Source organism: Cytobacillus kochii (assembly GCF_044790165.1).
Classification (GTDB): domain Bacteria; phylum Bacillota; class Bacilli; order Bacillales; family Cytobacillaceae; genus Cytobacillus; species Cytobacillus kochii.
Genome location: NZ_CP085254.1, coordinates 1,139,657 through 1,157,431, shown reverse-complemented (window position 1 = coordinate 1,157,431; position 17,775 = coordinate 1,139,657). Strand labels below are relative to the sequence as shown.

The 17,775-nt window shown below is 36.3% G+C and carries 23 protein-coding genes; 5 read left to right on the top strand and 18 right to left on the bottom strand.

Going from position 1 to position 17,775, the window contains the following annotated elements:
• Positions 1-101: 101 nt before the first annotated feature.
• The 7 genes from LG276_RS06280 to LG276_RS06250 form a co-directional block, all read right to left on the bottom strand.
• Positions 102-2,471 (bottom strand): penicillin acylase family protein, encoded by a 2,370-nt coding sequence (locus LG276_RS06280; RefSeq protein WP_224935110.1) that lies wholly within the window; start codon positions 2,469-2,471, stop codon positions 102-104.
• 127 nt (positions 2,472-2,598) lie between these two features.
• A complete protein-coding gene (locus LG276_RS06275; RefSeq protein WP_224935107.1) occupies positions 2,599-3,138 on the bottom strand; it encodes a GNAT family N-acetyltransferase in 540 nt (179 codons plus the stop codon).
• Between the two features lie 25 nt (positions 3,139-3,163).
• Positions 3,164-4,207, bottom strand: coding sequence for a helix-turn-helix transcriptional regulator (locus LG276_RS06270; RefSeq protein WP_224935722.1), 1,044 nt, complete (start codon positions 4,205-4,207; stop codon positions 3,164-3,166).
• 197 nt (positions 4,208-4,404) lie between these two features.
• Positions 4,405-4,857, bottom strand: coding sequence for a GNAT family N-acetyltransferase (locus tag LG276_RS06265; RefSeq protein ID WP_224935105.1), 453 nt, complete (start codon positions 4,855-4,857; stop codon positions 4,405-4,407).
• A complete protein-coding gene (locus tag LG276_RS06260; RefSeq protein WP_224935102.1) occupies positions 4,858-5,376 on the bottom strand; it encodes a YfiT family bacillithiol transferase in 519 nt (172 codons plus the stop codon). It lies immediately after the preceding gene.
• Between the two features lie 33 nt (positions 5,377-5,409).
• Positions 5,410-6,069: an HAD family hydrolase gene (locus LG276_RS06255; protein WP_224935099.1), complete on the bottom strand. Its 660-nt coding sequence runs from the start codon at positions 6,067-6,069 to the stop codon at positions 5,410-5,412.
• A 37-nt stretch (positions 6,070-6,106) separates the two neighbouring features.
• Complete coding sequence (locus tag LG276_RS06250; RefSeq protein ID WP_224935096.1) at positions 6,107-6,271, bottom strand: hypothetical protein; 165 nt, start codon at positions 6,269-6,271, stop codon at positions 6,107-6,109.
• Between the two features lie 304 nt (positions 6,272-6,575).
• Here LG276_RS06250 and LG276_RS06245 point away from each other — a divergent pair, with 304 nt between their 5' ends.
• Positions 6,576-7,202 carry a metal-dependent hydrolase gene (locus LG276_RS06245; protein WP_224935093.1) on the top strand — a complete coding sequence of 209 codons (627 nt, stop codon included), beginning with the start codon at positions 6,576-6,578 and terminating at the stop codon, positions 7,200-7,202.
• A 60-nt stretch (positions 7,203-7,262) separates the two neighbouring features.
• Positions 7,263-7,496, top strand: coding sequence for a DUF2651 family protein (locus LG276_RS06240; protein WP_095370216.1), 234 nt, complete (start codon positions 7,263-7,265; stop codon positions 7,494-7,496).
• A 123-nt stretch (positions 7,497-7,619) separates the two neighbouring features.
• Here LG276_RS06240 and LG276_RS06235 read toward each other — a convergent pair whose 3' ends face one another.
• From LG276_RS06235 to LG276_RS06210, 6 genes are all read right to left on the bottom strand, one after another.
• Positions 7,620-8,012: a thiol-disulfide oxidoreductase DCC family protein gene (locus tag LG276_RS06235; protein ID WP_224935090.1), complete on the bottom strand. Its 393-nt coding sequence runs from the start codon at positions 8,010-8,012 to the stop codon at positions 7,620-7,622.
• A gap of 75 nt (positions 8,013-8,087) precedes the next feature.
• Positions 8,088-8,414, bottom strand: coding sequence for a DnaJ family domain-containing protein (locus tag LG276_RS06230; protein ID WP_224935087.1), 327 nt, complete (start codon positions 8,412-8,414; stop codon positions 8,088-8,090).
• An 88-nt stretch (positions 8,415-8,502) separates the two neighbouring features.
• Complete coding sequence (locus LG276_RS06225) at positions 8,503-9,066, bottom strand: DJ-1/PfpI family protein (RefSeq protein WP_224935085.1); 564 nt, start codon at positions 9,064-9,066, stop codon at positions 8,503-8,505.
• 3 nt (positions 9,067-9,069) lie between these two features.
• The gene (locus tag LG276_RS06220) at positions 9,070-9,705 is read right to left on the bottom strand and encodes an HAD family hydrolase (protein WP_224935082.1); all 636 of its coding nucleotides are present in this window, start codon (positions 9,703-9,705) and stop codon (positions 9,070-9,072) included.
• A gap of 6 nt (positions 9,706-9,711) precedes the next feature.
• A complete protein-coding gene (locus LG276_RS06215; RefSeq protein WP_251162907.1) occupies positions 9,712-10,062 on the bottom strand; it encodes a hypothetical protein in 351 nt (116 codons plus the stop codon).
• A 199-nt stretch (positions 10,063-10,261) separates the two neighbouring features.
• Positions 10,262-11,131: a R2-like ligand-binding oxidase gene (locus LG276_RS06210; protein WP_251162906.1), complete on the bottom strand. Its 870-nt coding sequence runs from the start codon at positions 11,129-11,131 to the stop codon at positions 10,262-10,264.
• A gap of 124 nt (positions 11,132-11,255) precedes the next feature.
• Between LG276_RS06210 and LG276_RS06205 the strand changes: the two genes are divergently transcribed.
• Entirely contained in the window at positions 11,256-11,738 is a 483-nt protein-coding gene (locus tag LG276_RS06205; RefSeq protein ID WP_224935076.1) for a GNAT family N-acetyltransferase, read from the top strand.
• A 243-nt stretch (positions 11,739-11,981) separates the two neighbouring features.
• Here the strand turns inward: LG276_RS06205 and LG276_RS06200 are convergent, their stop codons facing one another.
• The 3 genes from LG276_RS06200 to LG276_RS06190 all read right to left on the bottom strand — a co-directional run bounded on the left by LG276_RS06200 (position 11,982) and on the right by LG276_RS06190 (position 13,487).
• Positions 11,982-12,413, bottom strand: coding sequence for a hypothetical protein (locus LG276_RS06200; protein WP_251162905.1), 432 nt, complete (start codon positions 12,411-12,413; stop codon positions 11,982-11,984).
• A gap of 51 nt (positions 12,414-12,464) precedes the next feature.
• Positions 12,465-12,620, bottom strand: coding sequence for a hypothetical protein (locus tag LG276_RS06195; protein ID WP_404293887.1), 156 nt, complete (start codon positions 12,618-12,620; stop codon positions 12,465-12,467).
• Positions 12,621-12,863: 243 nt separating this feature from the next.
• A complete protein-coding gene (locus LG276_RS06190; protein ID WP_251162903.1) occupies positions 12,864-13,487 on the bottom strand; it encodes a DedA family protein in 624 nt (207 codons plus the stop codon).
• Positions 13,488-14,105: 618 nt separating this feature from the next.
• On the opposite strand from LG276_RS06190, the gene LG276_RS06185 reads away from it, so the two are divergent.
• The gene (locus tag LG276_RS06185) at positions 14,106-15,644 is read left to right on the top strand and encodes an AbgT family transporter (protein WP_404293884.1); all 1,539 of its coding nucleotides are present in this window, start codon (positions 14,106-14,108) and stop codon (positions 15,642-15,644) included.
• Between the two features lie 48 nt (positions 15,645-15,692).
• Complete coding sequence (locus LG276_RS06180; protein WP_404293881.1) at positions 15,693-16,901, top strand: M20 family metallopeptidase; 1,209 nt, start codon at positions 15,693-15,695, stop codon at positions 16,899-16,901.
• A gap of 47 nt (positions 16,902-16,948) precedes the next feature.
• Here the strand turns inward: LG276_RS06180 and LG276_RS06175 are convergent, their stop codons facing one another.
• A complete protein-coding gene (locus tag LG276_RS06175) occupies positions 16,949-17,323 on the bottom strand; it encodes a VOC family protein (protein ID WP_224935058.1) in 375 nt (124 codons plus the stop codon).
• A gap of 51 nt (positions 17,324-17,374) precedes the next feature.
• The gene (locus LG276_RS06170) at positions 17,375-17,608 is read right to left on the bottom strand and encodes a hypothetical protein (RefSeq protein ID WP_404293879.1); all 234 of its coding nucleotides are present in this window, start codon (positions 17,606-17,608) and stop codon (positions 17,375-17,377) included.
• Positions 17,609-17,775 lie beyond the last annotated feature (167 nt).

Here is a 17,775-nt window from a genome sequence, read left to right as displayed (position 1 = left end):
CACCTGTCTCTAATCCGTACATATTAAAAGGGTAAAATATTAATCGATTAAAAAGATGCGTTGGATTTATTTCTTTCATAATCTCAAAATTTCATAGATAATCATTCTTCTGGTGTTAAGAGAAGTCTCTTCCCTTCAGGCTCTTCTATAGTGGTCTTATGATAATCACCCTCTACCCAGTCCGCCATTTGATTTTGATACCAGTCACTCGATACATGCCCAGATTGACCTGGTCCGACGATATGATAAGCCTGCATTGGATTGTTCATATCCATAACAAATCGCCATGATGCTCCGTGATTCACCGTCCCATCATTTTTAAATGCAGCTGCCTTAACAGTGACAGCACTTCCTCCTGTTGCCATACTACCTTGATAATTAAATAAATAATTTAAAGGAGCTACGCTAGATAACGGGTGTGTAAAGGAAACTTGGTGATAATCTCCCCATTTCCAATTTGCCATATCCCTGCCTTCATCTTCCTCTATTTGTGAAAGTGTTTCTGTTAACGATGCAACTAATAATTCATTAATGCCCCCTACATCCTTCACCCATGGCCCCGGGTTACCTGCAAATGCATTACGTAGAAGCTGATCAACAGCCGATCTTTTACCACCAAATAATTCTAACGTTTCTTTCGGAATCTGCTCTTCAAATAATGCTTCTCCAATTTCAACCATCCAGCGATTAAAAATATAAGGAGCAGCAAGATCTTGATGATCTTGATAGTCCCATTTCGATAAGATATCAAGGGCCGATTGGATGTGTTCACCTTTTTCGTTTGCTAATTGCTTAAGCATCACAGGCACAAATTCTTCTGCCTGAAGGTTCTTTTCATCCATTTGTAGTTCCATCATATTTTCTGCAGTTAATTGATTGCTTCCACTTAATACTTCTTGAATGCGCATTTGTCTATATGGTTGTGCCCAATTGTGACTGATATGATAAGGGTAATCATCTCCTACCACCTTATTATTGGCTGTAGAAATAAAACCTTCTTCTGGATTGACGATAGTTGGTAACTCGTCATAAGGAATCGCACCTTCCCAAGCATACTCATCTGTCCATCCCGGTACAGGTAATAGCCCATTTCCTTTTTTCCTGATAGGAATTTTGCCATTCGCTTTATAAGCAATATTTCCTTCTCGATCTGTAAAAACAAAATTTTGTGCTGGTGCTTCAAAAGCAGCTAATGCCTCTTCGAATTCTTTCCAATTTTCAGCGTGATTCATATTTAAAATCGCCTCTAGTTCTGTCGTTGCTTCTAATGCAGTCCACTGTAATGAAAGTGCCGTTTCACTAGTAGCAGCATCAGCGGCAAACTCTGAAATAATAGGCCCATGTCTTGTCTCTATGACTTCATAATCAATCGTTTCACTATCCTTTACCTTTATAGGCTCAGCTATCACTTGCGCCTTTTCCCATTTGTCGTTATAAAGAAACAAGTGAGGATCTTCTGGATTTCTTTTTTCAATATAAAGATCTTGCACATCAGGACCAGTATTAGTCACACCCCATGCGATGGTTTCGTTATGTCCTAAAATAATTCCAGGGACTCCGGCAAATATCACTCCACCTACATTCACTTCATCAGACTGTAAGTGCATTTGATACCATACAGAAGGAGTCGCCAACCCTAAATGGGGATCATCTGCTAAAAGACTTTTGCCAGTTGCCGTTTTATCTCCGCTTACCACCCAATTGTTACTCCCATTGAATTCATGTGGGATAACAGCTTGAGCAAAGGCGGTTGAAAAATCTAATTGTTCTTTAGTAATAATAGTTGGTGCCTCTTCTGGATAGGTCGGAAATAAATCATATGCTTTTTCTTCAGGAAATGCTTGCAACAGATACTGTCTAAAAGCTTGATCTTTCCAATGTCCGCCCAAATCAAAGGCCATATACTTACCAATTGTTAATGAGTCAATTGGTTTCCATGCTTCTGGTTTATAGCCAAGTATCGTAAATTCTGTTGGCCACTTTCCAGTGGTATGTAATTCCTCTATATAGGCATTTACTCCGTCTGCAAATGCATTTAATACCCGCATCCCCTCATCTGAATATTCAGCTACTGATTCTTCTGCTGCTCTTCTTAAGCCCAAGGTACGGAAATACTTATCAGTATCTACTGTCGATTCACCAATTACTTCACTTAATCTCCCAGATGCCTGCCGCCTACTTAAGTCCATTTGAAATAAACGATCTTGCGCCTGTACATATCCTTGGGAAAAGTAAAGGTCATATTCATTCGTTGCTTCTATATGAGGAACACCCATTTCATCTCGGACCACCTCAACAGCTTGTTGTAACCCATTCAGTTGAATATCACCATTAACTTGAGGTAACGGGCGATTCAAGAAATAATAAGCGCCAATGATTACAAGTAGAATGAGCCCAAGAAGACTCCCTCCCATCCATAATAGCAAGCGCTTCCATCTTACATTTTTCTTTGCCTCTGTTTTAATTTCCATCTCTCATCCTCCACCCACTTTCTATCTTTAATAAGATTCTAGAAGTAAACCCTTTTTCCTACTCTATTCATAAAGAAAAGAACAAATTCTTTTGAATAGAATTTGTTCTTGCAGCAATAGTAGCTCATCACTTATATTCTCTTTTCAACAAACCATAAATAACTGTGTCAACATAATAATGATAGAGCCATTCGCCATCTCTAATCGTTCCTTCATATACAAAACCAAGTTTTTCAGGTATACGGCGACTTTTACTGTTTTTAACTGCAGCATGAATTTCTACTTTATTTAAATTAAGCTGAGTAAATCCGTAGGAAATCATCGCTTGCACAGCTTTTGTCATCACACCTTTACCTTCTGCATGCTGTGCAAGCCAATACCCGATTGTACCTATCCGATTGGCATGATTCAACTTATTAAAGCCAATGATGCCGATTAACTTTCCCTTTTCCCTAATACCAGCGGTTAAGCCAGTATTTTGATCCATTTGATCAACTGTATGGTCAATAAACGCTTTCGAATCTTGAACAGATTTTGTTCCATCTACCCATGGAAGCCATTCGCGTAAGTATGTACGATTTTCATTAATAAGCGCAAATAGTTCATCCGCCTCTTCTAACTTAAAACCCTTCAATTCTAACTCATTGTTAATCTTTAATCTTATCATTATCGTTCCTCACCTGACTTCAACATTATTGTGAAAGATAGATGCCCATTTCCTCATTCATCCATTGGAGTGCTTGTTGTTTTAATTTATATTTAGATGTTTCAGTATCGACTAGTTTTGCTGTTTTTAAAATTTTTAAATGGTGATGAGCTGTTGTTTTCCCAAGTGCTAATCGCTCCGTTATTTCTTGTAAGCTACATTCGCCTTCAGAAAGTAATTTCACCATTCTCATTCTTGTTTCATCACCTAATGCCTTGTATCTAAGAACTAATGATGGATTAACTGCATAGGGCTTCGTATCTCTTATACTCTCATCCGATACTGAGTAATAGAATACTTTTGTTTCTTCTATATCAGCTTCAATATTCCATGGCCTGTATGTATATTGGGGAATGAGCATCACATTCTTTACACTTGGTTCGGGATGATAAATGATGCCTCCTGTCGCCCATTCAACTAATTCTTCAGCTGTCATCTTTTTATACATAGACTCTTTTAGTTTTTTATCTTTTTCGAGAATGTTTTGTAGCTGCTTTTCTTCAGGTTTGATAATTGCTTCATACCATCCTGTCATAACTGTAACCAAATGCCTTTTCAAAAAATCTGCATCTGCAGAGCTAATATATTCAACGTATTTTGGAAAGAAAGAATTGTTTTCCGTTACTTCCTGCATATCTTTTATCGCTGTTTCATCTGTTGTTGAAGCATCACACCTTAATTGTTGGAAATCCGATCCGATATAAGGTAAACATATAAAGCGTAACGTTCTATCTGATAAATGATTAATATAATCAACAAACATATGTAAACTATCAAATTCTTTTTGATGTAATAATTGTAGCAACGCCTTCCATGTATTGTGCTTTTGGACGATCTCTAGTTCATTTAGGAGCTCGTTTGATAATTTATTTTTAATATTATCCCATTCCTCCATCGGCTTTTCCATATGTGAAATTAAACGCGTATTTGTCACGGCTGCGATTCCGAGGGCACACTCCCATAATAACGATGACTCTATCTTCACTTCATATGTTTCTCTTGCACGAATGGTATGTCTAATCAGTTCCATTTTCATGTGACACCCCTTTTCTATTTCTATAATTAAACATTTTATCGATTTCATCTTTATAATTCAATATTTTTAGAATATTGTTTTAATAATAATGGTAATTTACCATGCTAAAAGAACTAGTTAATGTATAGAAAAGCATCTCAACATGTAAATAGTAACCTTTTCACAAACGATTACACCTTTCTAAAGAACGATTAATAAGGAACTTTCCTTACCCTTTGCAATAACAAATCAGGTGATTCAACTGTTTCAAAACCAAATCTTTCGTATAACGAATGGGCATCCTTTGTTGCCAACATAAATTTACGAATATCATGTAAATCTGGATGCCAAATGATTGTTTCGACCAACCATTTTGAAAGGCCGTTTCCTCTGTATTGAGGTAAAATAAATACATCACATAGATAAGCAAATGTAGATAAATCTGTGACTGCCCTTGCAAACCCTACCTGCTCAAAATCACCGTCGAACCTTCCCCTATATAGCCCAAAAACTAGCTTACTTTCATCAATCGATTTCATCACAACTTCTCTAGGAATATTGATTGACCAATACGCTTCATTATGTAAAAACTGATAAATTAACTCTCTATCTAAATATGATTTATTAAGAGAAATCGTAAATTCTCCCCATTTTTTATCCTTCATTCATTTCTCACCTTTATGCTTAGACGTAATATGAGCGAGGTGATGACGCCCATGCCATGCATACATTCCAATTGCTTTCCCAATGGAAAGTTGACCCGATTCAGGATGAACAAACGTGCGCTCCCAATCATGAATAGACAAACTTTTTAGCACAACCGTCCAACGCAAATGAACGGTTTCTATCATACTTAAAGACACTTCAATTGGTAGATGATAGTCTTCTAAACGTGCCCATTGATCTTGTTGATAATCCTTGATCATCGGATTTTCTTCTGTTAACGCTAACTTTACCCTTAAATAAGCATTTAAATGGCTATCTGCTAAATGGTGAATGAGCTGCCGTACTGTCCATCCCTCTGTTCTATAGGGTATATTTAGTTCATCTTCAGTAAGCTCTTCTACAACTTTGCGGAGTAGGCGCGGAAATTTCTCTATTTCCATTATCCAAGTATTAATCTTGTTCTCATTAATGTCCTCTTCACATACAGAAAATTCGCCTATTGGATATTGAATACTCATGCTTCTTTGCCCCCTATTCATCTATTTATTTTGTTAACTCTCGTGTAAAGCACCTAATTTTAAAAATTCCAAAAATTCATCCACCGTTATAAAAGCTGAATCTGGTATCACCTTAAATTCAGTTGTCTTTCCATCAGGTAGCCAATGCACACCCGCTGTATAAATATTCGCCTTTAACCCTGCTTCGATATCACAATTGCTATCCCCTAAAAAAATTACCTCGGATGCCGGTACATCTAGCATGGATAAGGCTAGAGTGATACCTTCTGGATCAGGTTCTGCTTGCACTACATCATCTCCCGTAACTATACAGTCAAAAATGGTTGTCATATGCAGACATTCTAAAGAAATCTGCAAACTTCTTCTCCCTTTCCCTGTAACGATCGCCAGCTTAATTCCTTCCTCTTTCAAATAGGACAATAAATGGTCAATTTCTCTATTATTATCTACTAACCTTGAATGATTGTTCTTGTACACCTTATAATAATATTCAATTGCCTCTAATTTCTGATTGCTTATTAAATGCTCTTCTATAATCTTCTTTTCCGAATTTCCTAACCACTCTTTCGCTTCTTTCACAGCTAATTCTCGCTGATCAAATTTAAGAAACACTTCCTGTAATGAATAAATGCACAGTGGCAATGTATTAGCTAATGTCCCGTCAAAATCAAATAAAACCGCTTGTATCGTCATCACCCTCTTAGTAGGAATATAAATTCATAGTTCCTTGTCATATATGTTTTCTTTTTGCCTTCTTAAAAATCAATAATGAGAATATCAAACCGATGATGAATCCACCCAACGCCAATAATAAGGAGATGCTTAATGAATCATTCATAAAATAAGACGCCCAGAAAGCTAATACTGCCAGTGCAAATGGATGTGTCCAGTTCATTGTCCCTCTCCTCTTTTTTTGAATCTTAAACATAAAAACGATAGTCATTCGTTTAAATATTCTTGTGACCATAAACCTTTTATTCCGCTTATTTCAATGTATTTACCCATAAAAAGGGTCGTACCTAACCTTCTTTATGGCAAAATCGTTTTAAAAGATGAAAAAAAGAGAGATTGATTCCCATTAATCAAAGTATTTAACATAAATTCTTGTTCATTTGACATTTTTCCTGCAAAAAGGATAAACAGAACAGATGTTTTATTGTAGAATAGAAAAAGACAACTTAGAAAAAGGTGGAATTAAAGTGAATGGTACCGCTCATGCGAGTATTGGTGCTGTTGCAGGTTTTGTGACCGCAAATACACTCCAAGCAACGCCATCGGCCACATTAGCGCTTATTGGTATTGGCACAATATCTGCACTTTTACCAGATTTAGATATCGACGGTAAACTGAGAAATAGAATCACCCTCTCTCACAAATTTATTAAAGCAACTGCGCAAATGATTGGATTATTAATTATTTTTTATAGTTTTTATGAAGCTACAGCCGTAGATCAATGGGTAAGCATGGGGATTGGACTTGCGATGTTTCTTTTATCTTCCTATATAAAGCAGCGACATATGCTTATCATTACTGGTATAGGAGTCATTGTGTGCGGAATATTATTACAAGAAGTTTGGCTTATGCTCATGGGCTGCTATATTCTTATAGCATCATTTGTCCCACATAGGAGTTACACTCATTCTATTTTAGGTGTAGTATTCTTTCATTTTATTGCTGATTTTTTTCAATTATCGACGGGCATAAATGGCGCTTATATTGCTTGTATGACGGGATATATTAGTCATCTTGCGCTTGACTCCAAACTCCTTCCTTTTAATCGTAGGGGTATTAAATTATTTCTTCCTATCTCCCAAAAAGAATTTTAAAGAACCGAAAATGGTTCTTTTTTTATTTTTCGGGTATAGAGATAATGGAGGCGATTTAAAATGACACTCGTATTAACAATACTTATCTATCCAACTATTGTATTAGCCGCTTCTATTCTTGTGGCTTGGAAAAAACGGAATATGTATCTCGTTCCTTTATTAACAGCAATTATCTTTACTTTACTCTCCTTTACAATCTATAATGGAACCTTTATGATTTGGACAGTATTGTACACAGTTCTTGCAATTTTAACTTCCTTTACAACAAAGTATTTTAATAAACCAACTGCTTAAAAAAAACAGAAGATAACCTTCTGTTTTTTTTTGTAGATTGAACGTGTCTTTTAACAACTAAATCACAATATATGTTATTAAAATGAAATGTATGCCTATTGTTTTGATTACCAATCAATCAGATTAATCAAGAAATCTTTTTCGAATTTCCGGTGAGGGTAAACGGCAACTTTCCTTTTTACCGAACCACTTATATCTCCGCTTAGCAATAAATTGATACATCTTATCTCTGATCGGTTTTGGAATGATACGGAAGACAGCTATTAGTTTCCACATTCCCCTTAATTGTTGCAATACTTTAATTGCAGCAGTTGATTGATCATAGGCACGATCGTCTTCTATATATATAAAACTATCAGTTGCCGGATCTATTTCGTGTTTTTTTAATAGAGATTGCCCGTTTTCACCTTGTAAGGAGGCAAAATAAAACTCACCCTGATGGTCCCTCTTCAATATAAACTGCACACTCTGATCACAGAAATTGCATTCCCCATCGAATAATATAATTTTATTCAAAATGATCGCCTCCTTTTTTGCAAGTATAACAGGCTGACTATCAAACGAATAAGAATCTGTTCGAGTAGACTTTTTTTACCATAGTGTTTTTGCTTTTTCTAGCCCCTCTAGACTAATTGGGTAGCGCTGCATTTGTGGTGGACAAATCGAATTGTATTTTTTAATTTTTTCATTAATGTTGGCAATATCTTGTTTACTTTGTGCTTGATGTACAAGCAATGCGATTTCCTTTTGAAGTGTTAACCATGTAGGTAAGTAACCAGCATCCTTGGCAACTTTTTGGAAGTTTTGAAAAATATCCCTCTGTAGATAGCCTTTAGGAAGTGGTTTACCTTGTCCTGGCAGTGGCGTAGATTTTTTACCTTTTAACATATCACCAATTAAATCATTACGTTCATCCAAAAATAACACACCCCTTGTGCTTTTTCTTTCAAAACCAATATATAAGTGATTACTAGTTTCTTCTGATTTACTTCATATCAAATAAATACTATGTTATCATGCAAAACTGGCGCCATTTTTCCCACTCTTGGTCAGTGAGTTCTACCCCAGTTAGTTTAAGCGTGGCAATAGCAAAAGCAGCAAATGATGTTCCTTTAGCCGTAATTATGCGATTATTTACTTCAATTGGTTGTCCTGTATAGAAGCTTGATTCGAAAAGTGATTGATACTTATCATAAGTATGTGCTAAACAAGTGAAATGCTCACCAGACAATATACCTGCTTTTCCTAGAATTAATGCCGATGCACAGATGGATGCAATCGGAATACGTGATTGGAATGCTGATTGAATTTGTTGAATTAACCATTTATTATTCATCAGCTCGTTATCAATTCCATCACCACCGGGGATTAAAATAAAATGGTAATCATTTATATTCAGATTTTCTAATGAGACATCAATTGCTGTTTTTAATCCACCAATACTAGTTACTGGCGATCCATCAACCGTTGCAGTAACAATTTCCATTTTTGCGACTTTTCGAAGTAAAAATAAACTATGACTAATTTCAAAATCAGCGTATGCGGGGAATAATATGACCAATGCTTTCATAAGCTATCCCCTCTCTAGCCTCATATGTAGTAGGTCTTGAAATTGTTCAATTATATGATCTTTGTCTATCACTTCTCCAAAACCGTAACTCGCATACACAAAAGGTATCCCGGCATATTTTGCAGCTTCTCTATCTCCATCTGTGTCGCCAATATAAATGGGAGACTGTAGATTGTTTCTCTTTATTATGAGTTGTATATTTTCCCCTTTAGATAATCCAGTTCTTCCTGGGTTTTCAAAGTCCTGAAAATATTTTTCCAATCCATGTGCTTCGTAGAACGCTTCAATATAACCTTCTTGGCAATTACTTACGATGAACAATTGATAGGTCTTAGCCAACTCTGACAAGGTTTCCTCTACTTTTGGGTATAGTGTCCCTCCATAGTTCCGGATATGTCCTAGTTCCTCTTTGCTTAGCTCTTCTAATAATGATTCTCTTTTCTCCTTACTTAAATAAGGGAACAGTCTTTCCATAATTTCATGCATTCTTAGCCCCATTGTTGCTTTTAAATCTGCTACTGTTAATTCTTTCTTCACTTCTGCATCTTTTCGAATAACGATATTCCATGAATCAGCAACTGTTTTTCTAGAATCCCATAACGTGCCATCTAAATCAAAAATAAGGCTATCTACCATCATTTCTTCCTACCTCTCTAAGGAGTAATAAAGTCGATTGTTCATTTCCTTTGTTAAATAACGATACTGATTGATATTGGTATCCTCAAAGGCTTCCTGTCTGTTAGAAACAACAGGCTTATAATCAATGGCAGTATCGAATTGACTGGCTGTAAAATCTATATAGTTATCTCCAATTTTATTATAGAAATGCCACATCTCGCCGATAAATGTTTTTACAATTTCTCCACCTAAATATTCTTGAACAACTAATGCTGTGACACCACATTGTCCTGAAGCAGGATTCTCCATCTTCCATTTTGTGCTCGTTTCAATCCCCCATGACTCTACCAGTGCTAATCCTAAATAAGATATATCCATAATGACCTCGCTATATTGACTCATTCTTTATTTTAACACTACTCAACAATCCATTTCCATTCATATCCAACCTCTATTTATATAAAGCGAGCTATAGATAACATGTCACTAAATTCAATATTAAGAAAGGGGAAATGGACTTTACTTTTTTCAAAATAAAAAGCCATTCTTTTTGAACGGCTTAAAAGAACAGCATATCCTACTCTACAACAAGTTCCATTTTATAAATTTCTTCTAAGGTTTTACCTTTCGCTCTACGTAAAACTTCTATTCTTGCATGTAACTGCTTCAGCATAAAAGCTCGGCTATCTGCTAATTTCACCCCAAATGGGTTAACTTCTTCAGGCATTTGATTAATTGCCTCGGCAATTGGCATGAGATGATGAAGTTTATTCATAATATAATCAAACATAGAGTCATCTTCAGTAATAAGACGTTGTAGCAAGAAAGTTCCGAAGCCAATATGTCTCGACTCATCTCTTTTAATATAAGATATCCCTTCAAGTAAGCCTGGTAATTTTTTTAAGTCTTTTAGGTTTTCATAGAAATTCCAATACCCCGTTTCCGCCAATATACCTTCAACAAACATATTGTATACAACTGCTGCATCAGCTATTGTTTGTGGAGTCTGATCTACCAATAGCTTTTCCATCGTTTGCGGAAGGATTTCATCAAACACATTTAAATATGCTTCTGAATGATAATTATTCAAATCTCTTTCTATACCTACTTCTTTTAAAAACAAATGAAAGAAATCTGTATGTTTTGCTTCCTCAAAAAGAAAGGTCGTTAAAAACATTTCTTCTTCAAATTGACCTTGTTTTGATATCGCATAAATCAGTGGCAGAATATCTTTTGTTACAGCCTCTTCAGCGCTATAGAACAAGGCAACTAGTCTGAGTATCGAATCCTGTTGTTCTTTTGATAAAGTATGCCAATCTTTCTTATCTTGACTAAAATCAATGTCACGAGGGTCCCACACACCAAATTTCTTTGCCTTCTCGTACAATTTAAACGGGAGAGATTCACGATTAATACCACGCTTACTTTTCGATACATAACTCCTCATTTATACTCCTCCTTAGAAATGATTGATATCTTTTTCTTATAAGAGATATTACACTATTAACAATTATCTCCTTTGATAAAAAGACATTTTTTGAAAAATAGGAGATATAGAGGAGAGAATAGCTATGAAAATCGAATCATTAGTAGTTGAAGATTGGGAATCAGTAAAAGAGATCTACCAACAAGGGATAGATAGCGGCTTAGCTACTTTCGAGCAGGAAACACCAAACTGGCATAACTGGCATGAGAAACATTTACCTTATGCTCGTTTAGTTGCTAAAAATGGACAGCAAGTGGTTGGCTGGGCTGCCCTAACCCCTTATTCGAATAGAGAGGTATATAAGGGGGTTGCGGAAATAAGTATTTATATTCTCAATGGATATCAAGGAACAGGGATTGGCTCAATATTATTATCAAATTTAATCATTGAAAGTGAGAAGCATGGGATCTGGACATTGCAAGCCAGTATCTTTCCACAAAACCATGCAAGTCTCTCTTTACATAAAAAACACGGATTTCGCCAAGTAGGAATCCGTGAGAAAATCGCCAAGCATGTAGACGGATGGAGAGATGTGATGCTTTTAGAAAGAAGAAAGAAAGATAAGTGAAGTTCGACTGCTTATGGAAAAAAATTAAATTATACAGAATCCTTCTGTCGATCTAGCTCCTTTTAAAACCCTCAAGCTATCGATATACATTTTATTTATGCCCATAGCATCCTCTACTTTGCGTGTGATCTTGGCATATAAACATGACTTGTGCGCGTATTCACTACTTGCGCGCAATTCCCTGCTCTTTTCTTTTAACTTGTGCGCGTATACGTTACTTGCGCGCAGTTCTCTGCCCTTTTCTTATGACTTGTGCGCGTATTCACTACTTGTGCGCAGTTCTCTGCCTTTTTCTTTTGTCTTTTGCACGTAAACACTATTTGCGCGCAGTTCCCTGCCTTTTTCTTTTGTCTTTTGCGCGTATTCACTACTTGCACACAATTCCCTGCCTTTTTCTTTTGTCTTTTGCGCGTATTCACTACTTGCGCGCAATTCCCTGCCTTTTTCTTTTGACTTGTGCGCGTATTCACTACTTGCACGCAATTCCCTGCCTTTTTCTTTTGTCTTTTGCGCGTATTCATTACTTGCGCGTAATTCTTTGCCTTTTTCTTTTAACTTGTGCGCGTATTCACTACTTGCACGCAATCCCCTGCCTTTTTCTTTTGTCTTTTGCGCGTATTCACTACTTGCGCGCAATTCCCTCCATTTTTCTTTTGTCTTTTTGCGCGTATTCATTACTTGCGCGCAATTCCCTCCATTTTTCTTTTGTCTTTTTGCGCGTATTCATTACTTGCGCACAAATCCCTCCATTTTTCTTTTGTCTTTTTGCGCGTATTCACTACTTGCGCGCAATTCCCTCCATTTTTCTTTTGTCTTTTGCGCGTATTCACTACTTGCGCGCAATTCCCTGTCTTTTTCTTTTGTATTTTTTCGCGTATTCACTACTTGCTCGTAATTCTTTGCCTTTTTCTTTTAACTTGTGCGCGTATTCAATACTTGCGCGCAGTTCCCTCTCTTTTCCTTATTACCCTTATGAAACAAATATTTGTCTCATTGTGTGCCTGCCAATTTGATTGGTAACATCCTGCAAATAACTGTTCAACTATTAAATTTCAAGATTTTTGCTATTAAAATAAAAAAGCCATGACCTCACTAATCTATCAGTGAGGTCATGGCTTTTCATTTTTATTTTTTTCCTAAGAAATCTGAAAGTGATTCTGCTTTTTGATTTTTCCTTCTTTTAATCAATAAATAAATGACAAACAATATAACGAGTACTATACCAATTGGAACAAGATATTGATTTAGTATTGGTTTTACATCTGACCAATTTTCGCCTAATTGTACACCTAAGTAAACATAAAAGAATGTAATCGGGGTCATCGCTAATAATGTATATAGTGAGAAAACCCAAGGATTCATTTTTGCCATCCCACAAGGGACAGAAATCACTGTTCTCACCCCTGGAAGAAAACGAGCAGAGAAAGCAACAAATGCCCCGTGTTTAGCAAAAAACGCATCCGCCTTCTCTAAATTCTCTGGGGACATAAAAAAATACTTGCCGTACTTTTCTAATATAGGTCTACCACCGTAACGACCCACTGCATATAATGTAAGCGGGCCGACAACACCACCTAAAGAGCCGGCAATGACTACACCCCAGAACAACATGTCTCCTTCAGACACCCAAAAACCAGCCAACGGCAAAACAACTTCAGCCGGAATAAATTCAATACAAAGAGCAAGAAAAATACCTATATATGATAAATCTTTAAACCAATTTACAAGATCTAATATCAATTGTTCCATCCTATACCTACCTTTTATTTATAAACTGTTTATCATGCTGTAAACAATGTCCTATTCTTTTCACCAATACCATATTATAAGAAAAAAGAAAGAAAGGGAAGTAAGAACCTTATTCCTTAATTAGAAATAAAGAAATGGTAGGTTTTCCTTCCAAGAAAAAATAAAGCTCTTAATGGCCACAATAGAATCTCAGGGATCCACAAGACGATTTCAAATAAAACATCCCAAATGGATTCTTTCTTCTTTTTGCTCTTTTTTCTTTTGATCAACCTCATTAATCAAACACCCTCCCATCGTAATGATTTACGAATCCCACAAGTTAAAGTTTCAACTTCTAACCATTTATTACAATTTTCACAAGAAAACCCTTATTACTTACTATTTAATTCTCATAGTCTGATATTTTTCACCACTTAAATTCATTAGTGAGATAAAGTATTAGAAATTACATATTCCCTTTGATATATGTAGGTTTGTCCACTTCATTCAATCATCAGAAAGTGTATAATTTTGTAGTATGATCTAAATAAATATATTTTTTTTAGAGTTCATCACATAGTTTTTTCCTCGTAATACCCTTATAATTTTCAAAAAAGTTAATCAACAAGGAGGGTATATATGAGCGCAATTCCAAAACAGCAAGCACCTTTACCGACTAAAAAGAAATTAACTGATCGATTCCTCGATAGCATTGAAAGAGCAGGAAATAAATTACCAGACCCTATTACACTTTTTGTAATCATGTCAGGTATGATACTTATTTTATCTTTTTTACTTGCTAAGATTGGTGTTTCTGCTACTGACCCTAGTTCTGGAGAACCGATAGAAGTGATTAATCTCCTCAACCGAGCAGGGATTGAACAGATTCTCACCAATATGGTTAGCAATTTCACCTCCTTCGCTCCACTCGGACTAGTACTTGTCACTATGCTTGGTGTAGGCGTTGCAGAAGCCACTGGTCTTATACAACTTGTTATGAAAAAATCAGTGTTAAGTGCACCTAAGAAGCTCATCCTTCCAGTCGTTCTTTTTACAGCAATTGTAGGTGGAGTAGCTGCTGATGCAGCATTTATTGTATTCCCACCTATCGCTGCACTTATCTTTATGAGTGTCGGCAGAAGCCCGCTAGTAGGTTTAATTGCTACGTATGCTGCAGTTGGTGGTGGTTTTTCAGCTAATATTCTACTAAATTCACTAGATGTATTGTTAGCTGGTATTACCGAACAAGCTGCAAAAATGGTCGATCCTAATTATATTGGCAATCCGACAATGAACTATTATTTCTTGATTGCCTCAACCTTTCTACTCGTTGGACTAGCTACGTGGGTAACCGTTAAGTTTGTCGAACCACGATTTAGTAAATACGATGGTAAAGTAGAAGCGATTGCAGAAATTACAAGCGCTGAAAAACGGGGATTAAAATGGGCTGGTATCACAGTTTTTGCTTATATCGCCATTTTACTTATCGCTGTTATTCCTGAAAATGGATGGTTAAGAGATGCTGAAACAGGTTCTTTTATCAATAGTCCATTTATGTCAGGTATTGTACCGATTATGCTATTCTTATTCTTACTACCAGCTATTGCTTTCGGCATTGGAGCAAAGACGATCAAATCTGATAAAGATGTCGCAGATAAAATGTTCAAATCCATTGCTGATTTAGCTCCATTTATTGTATTGGCTTTTGTCGCAGCTCAAATGATTGCTTTCTTTAATTGGAGTAACATTGGTCCTATTCTTGCTATTAAAGGCGCTGAGCTCTTACAAGCAATGAATTTCACAGGATTACCAATGTTAATTGGTTTTATTATTATTTGTGCATTTATTAATCTTTTAATTGCCAGTGCATCAGCCAAATGGGCACTTTTAGCCACTATCTTTGTACCAATGTTTATGTATTTAGGTTATAGTCCAGCATTTACACAAATGGCTTACCGTATTGGTGACTCCATAACAAACCCGATTACGCCGATGCTCGCCTACTTTGCTATTTTATTATCTTTCGCTAGAAAGCATGATAAATCAATTGGGATTGGAACATTAATCTCTGCCTTATTACCTTACTCAATTTGTTTTGCCATCGGATGGATTATTCTGTTCTCCCTATGGTACCTTCTTGGATTACCAGTTGGACCTGGAGAATCAATTTTCTTATAATTATACTATTCAATTATTTAAATCTTTTTGAAAAGAGGCGTTCACGTAATGGAAAAATTATTTGCTTTATTAAAAGAGTACGAAGAAGAAATGATTTCTATCCGCCGGTTTCTTCATGAATACCCTGAAATCTCGTATCAAGAAGTGAAAACACCTGCTTATATAGCTGACTATCACGAAAAGCTCGGTCATGACGTTCGCACCGGAGTAGGTGGCAGGGGTGTTGTGGCTACGCTTCGTGGTGGAAAACCAGGTAAAACAGTTGCGCTTCGGGCTGATTTCGACGCATTAGCCATTCAAGAAGAAAATGACCTTCCATATAAATCAAAAATCGATGGTGCGATGCACGCTTGTGGCCATGACGGACATACAGCAACTTTACTCGTTTTAGCTAAAGCACTTAATAAAATCCAGGAAGATATTGAAGGAACAATTGTTTTTATTCACCAATTCGCTGAAGAAATTGCCCCTGGTGGTGCAATTTCTATGATTGAAGATGGTTGCTTAGATGGTGTTGACGCCATATTTGGCACACATATTTGGTCAACCTTCCCTCTTGGCACGATACAAGTCAAAGAAGGACCTATTATGGCTGCAGCTGACCAATTCAATATTCTCATTCAAGGACAAGGTGGTCATGGCTCTGAACCGCATTTAACAAAAGATGCAGTGATGGTTGGCTCCCAATTTGTCGCAAGTGCACAGCAAATTGTTTCTCGCCGAGCGAACCCTCTTCATCCAGCTGTCGTCTCAGTTGGTCATTTTGAAGCATTAAACCCTTTTAATGTCATTGCTGATACAGCTAAACTAATCGGTACAGTAAGAACCTTTGATGAGGATACACGTGATTTAATAGAAAAAGAGCTTGATAACTATTTAAGTTCAACATGCCAGTTATTTGGGGCAACCTATGATTACCAATACAAACGGGGCTACCCCGCTGTTGTTAACCATCCAGAAGAGGCAGCATTTATTGCGAATATCTCTAAGGAAATTGAAGAAGTAACAGAAGTAGTAGAATGTGACCCGCTTATGGGTGGAGAAGATTTCGCTTATTATCTCCAACATGTAAAAGGAGCATTCTTCTTTACAGGGGCACAGGATCCTAATTGGAAAATTACCTATCCTCATCATCACCCACGATTTAATATTGATGAGCGCTCCCTTCTTATCGCAGCTAAAACACTAGGAACAGCTGCTTTAAAGTTTCTTGAAGGAGCAAAAACAGAAACAATTGAAGATTCACTAACCAAATAAAAAAATGAACCCAGTCCGCTTCTTTTTTGCGAACTGGGTTCATTTTTTTACTTATTGCATAGCATCAATACATTTTCATCAGGGTCAGCAATGAGAAAATAAGCCAAATCACCTACCCATTCTATTTCTTTTACTATTTTTATATCATTCGAGATGACAAATTGATAAGCCTTATCAATATCACGGGTATACAAATTAAACATCGCATGTGAAGCCGGTTTAAAAACAAAGCTAGGATCTTTTGTATGATCATCAAGGGTCAATCCTGTTTCACCTGTAACAGGTAGATTAAATACAGGAGATTGAATTTTTTCCTGATCAATTGTTAACCCCATTAAAGTTGCATACCATGTGGCTGAGTACTTTAAGTTCGAGACATGAATAAAAACATTATTTATCTTACTATCAATTGTTAAACTCATTAGAAACACCTCCATCTTCATACGAGCATTCGTTTTACTAAAGATCATTTCCTATTGTGAGAAATAATCTACCATTATACCAACAAATATAATCAACACACCAAATGAAAAATGAACCTTCTGATTGTTAATGCGTGTTCGTTCCAATATAAAAATCACTACACCTGTTAGGAAGATATAGAGTAAACTATTGAAAAAGGAACCATTACCTATGAATAGTTGATAGAGTTTAGACGTTAGCCCCATCGTCAATAGGATTAAAGGAATTCTAAGCTTCCACCTCATTCCTTTACACCTTCTTTCAAGAAACAATCTTAAAGCCATTTCTTATCTTTTTAGTAGACTTTTACTGAATACTTTACTTCTCTTCTCTCCTTAAAAACTCCTTCCTTTTATTCATGAAGCACCTCAGGAATAGATTAAGAATAGCGTTGACCTTTTTATCCCTTCTG

Bases quoted from the DNA above. Each gene is read 5' to 3' on its own strand.
- LG276_RS06280 (WP_224935110.1), bottom strand. From the start codon at position 2,471: ATGGAAATTAAAACAGAGGCAAAGAAAAATGTAAGATGGAAGCGCTTG.
- LG276_RS06275 (WP_224935107.1), bottom strand. From the start codon at position 3,138: ATGATAAGATTAAAGATTAACAATGAGTTAGAATTGAAGGGTTTTAAG.
- LG276_RS06270 (WP_224935722.1), bottom strand. From the start codon at position 4,207: ATGGAACTGATTAGACATACCATTCGTGCAAGAGAAACATATGAAGTG.
- LG276_RS06265 (WP_224935105.1), bottom strand. From the start codon at position 4,857: ATGAAGGATAAAAAATGGGGAGAATTTACGATTTCTCTTAATAAATCA.
- LG276_RS06260 (WP_224935102.1), bottom strand. From the start codon at position 5,376: ATGAGTATTCAATATCCAATAGGCGAATTTTCTGTATGTGAAGAGGAC.
- LG276_RS06255 (WP_224935099.1), bottom strand. From the start codon at position 6,069: ATGACGATACAAGCGGTTTTATTTGATTTTGACGGGACATTAGCTAAT.
- LG276_RS06250 (WP_224935096.1), bottom strand. From the start codon at position 6,271: ATGAACTGGACACATCCATTTGCACTGGCAGTATTAGCTTTCTGGGCG.
- LG276_RS06240 (WP_095370216.1), top strand. From the start codon at position 7,263: ATGACACTCGTATTAACAATACTTATCTATCCAACTATTGTATTAGCC.
- LG276_RS06225 (WP_224935085.1), bottom strand. From the start codon at position 9,066: ATGAAAGCATTGGTCATATTATTCCCCGCATACGCTGATTTTGAAATT.
- LG276_RS06220 (WP_224935082.1), bottom strand. From the start codon at position 9,705: ATGATGGTAGATAGCCTTATTTTTGATTTAGATGGCACGTTATGGGAT.
- LG276_RS06215 (WP_251162907.1), bottom strand. From the start codon at position 10,062: ATGGATATATCTTATTTAGGATTAGCACTGGTAGAGTCATGGGGGATT.
- LG276_RS06210 (WP_251162906.1), bottom strand. From the start codon at position 11,131: ATGAGGAGTTATGTATCGAAAAGTAAGCGTGGTATTAATCGTGAATCT.
- LG276_RS06205 (WP_224935076.1), top strand. From the start codon at position 11,256: ATGAAAATCGAATCATTAGTAGTTGAAGATTGGGAATCAGTAAAAGAG.
- LG276_RS06200 (WP_251162905.1), bottom strand. From the start codon at position 12,413: ATGAATACGCGCAAAAAGACAAAAGAAAAATGGAGGGAATTGCGCGCA.
- LG276_RS06190 (WP_251162903.1), bottom strand. From the start codon at position 13,487: ATGGAACAATTGATATTAGATCTTGTAAATTGGTTTAAAGATTTATCA.
- LG276_RS06185 (WP_404293884.1), top strand. From the start codon at position 14,106: ATGAGCGCAATTCCAAAACAGCAAGCACCTTTACCGACTAAAAAGAAA.
- LG276_RS06180 (WP_404293881.1), top strand. From the start codon at position 15,693: ATGGAAAAATTATTTGCTTTATTAAAAGAGTACGAAGAAGAAATGATT.
- LG276_RS06175 (WP_224935058.1), bottom strand. From the start codon at position 17,323: ATGAGTTTAACAATTGATAGTAAGATAAATAATGTTTTTATTCATGTC.
- LG276_RS06170 (WP_404293879.1), bottom strand. From the start codon at position 17,608: ATGAGGTGGAAGCTTAGAATTCCTTTAATCCTATTGACGATGGGGCTA.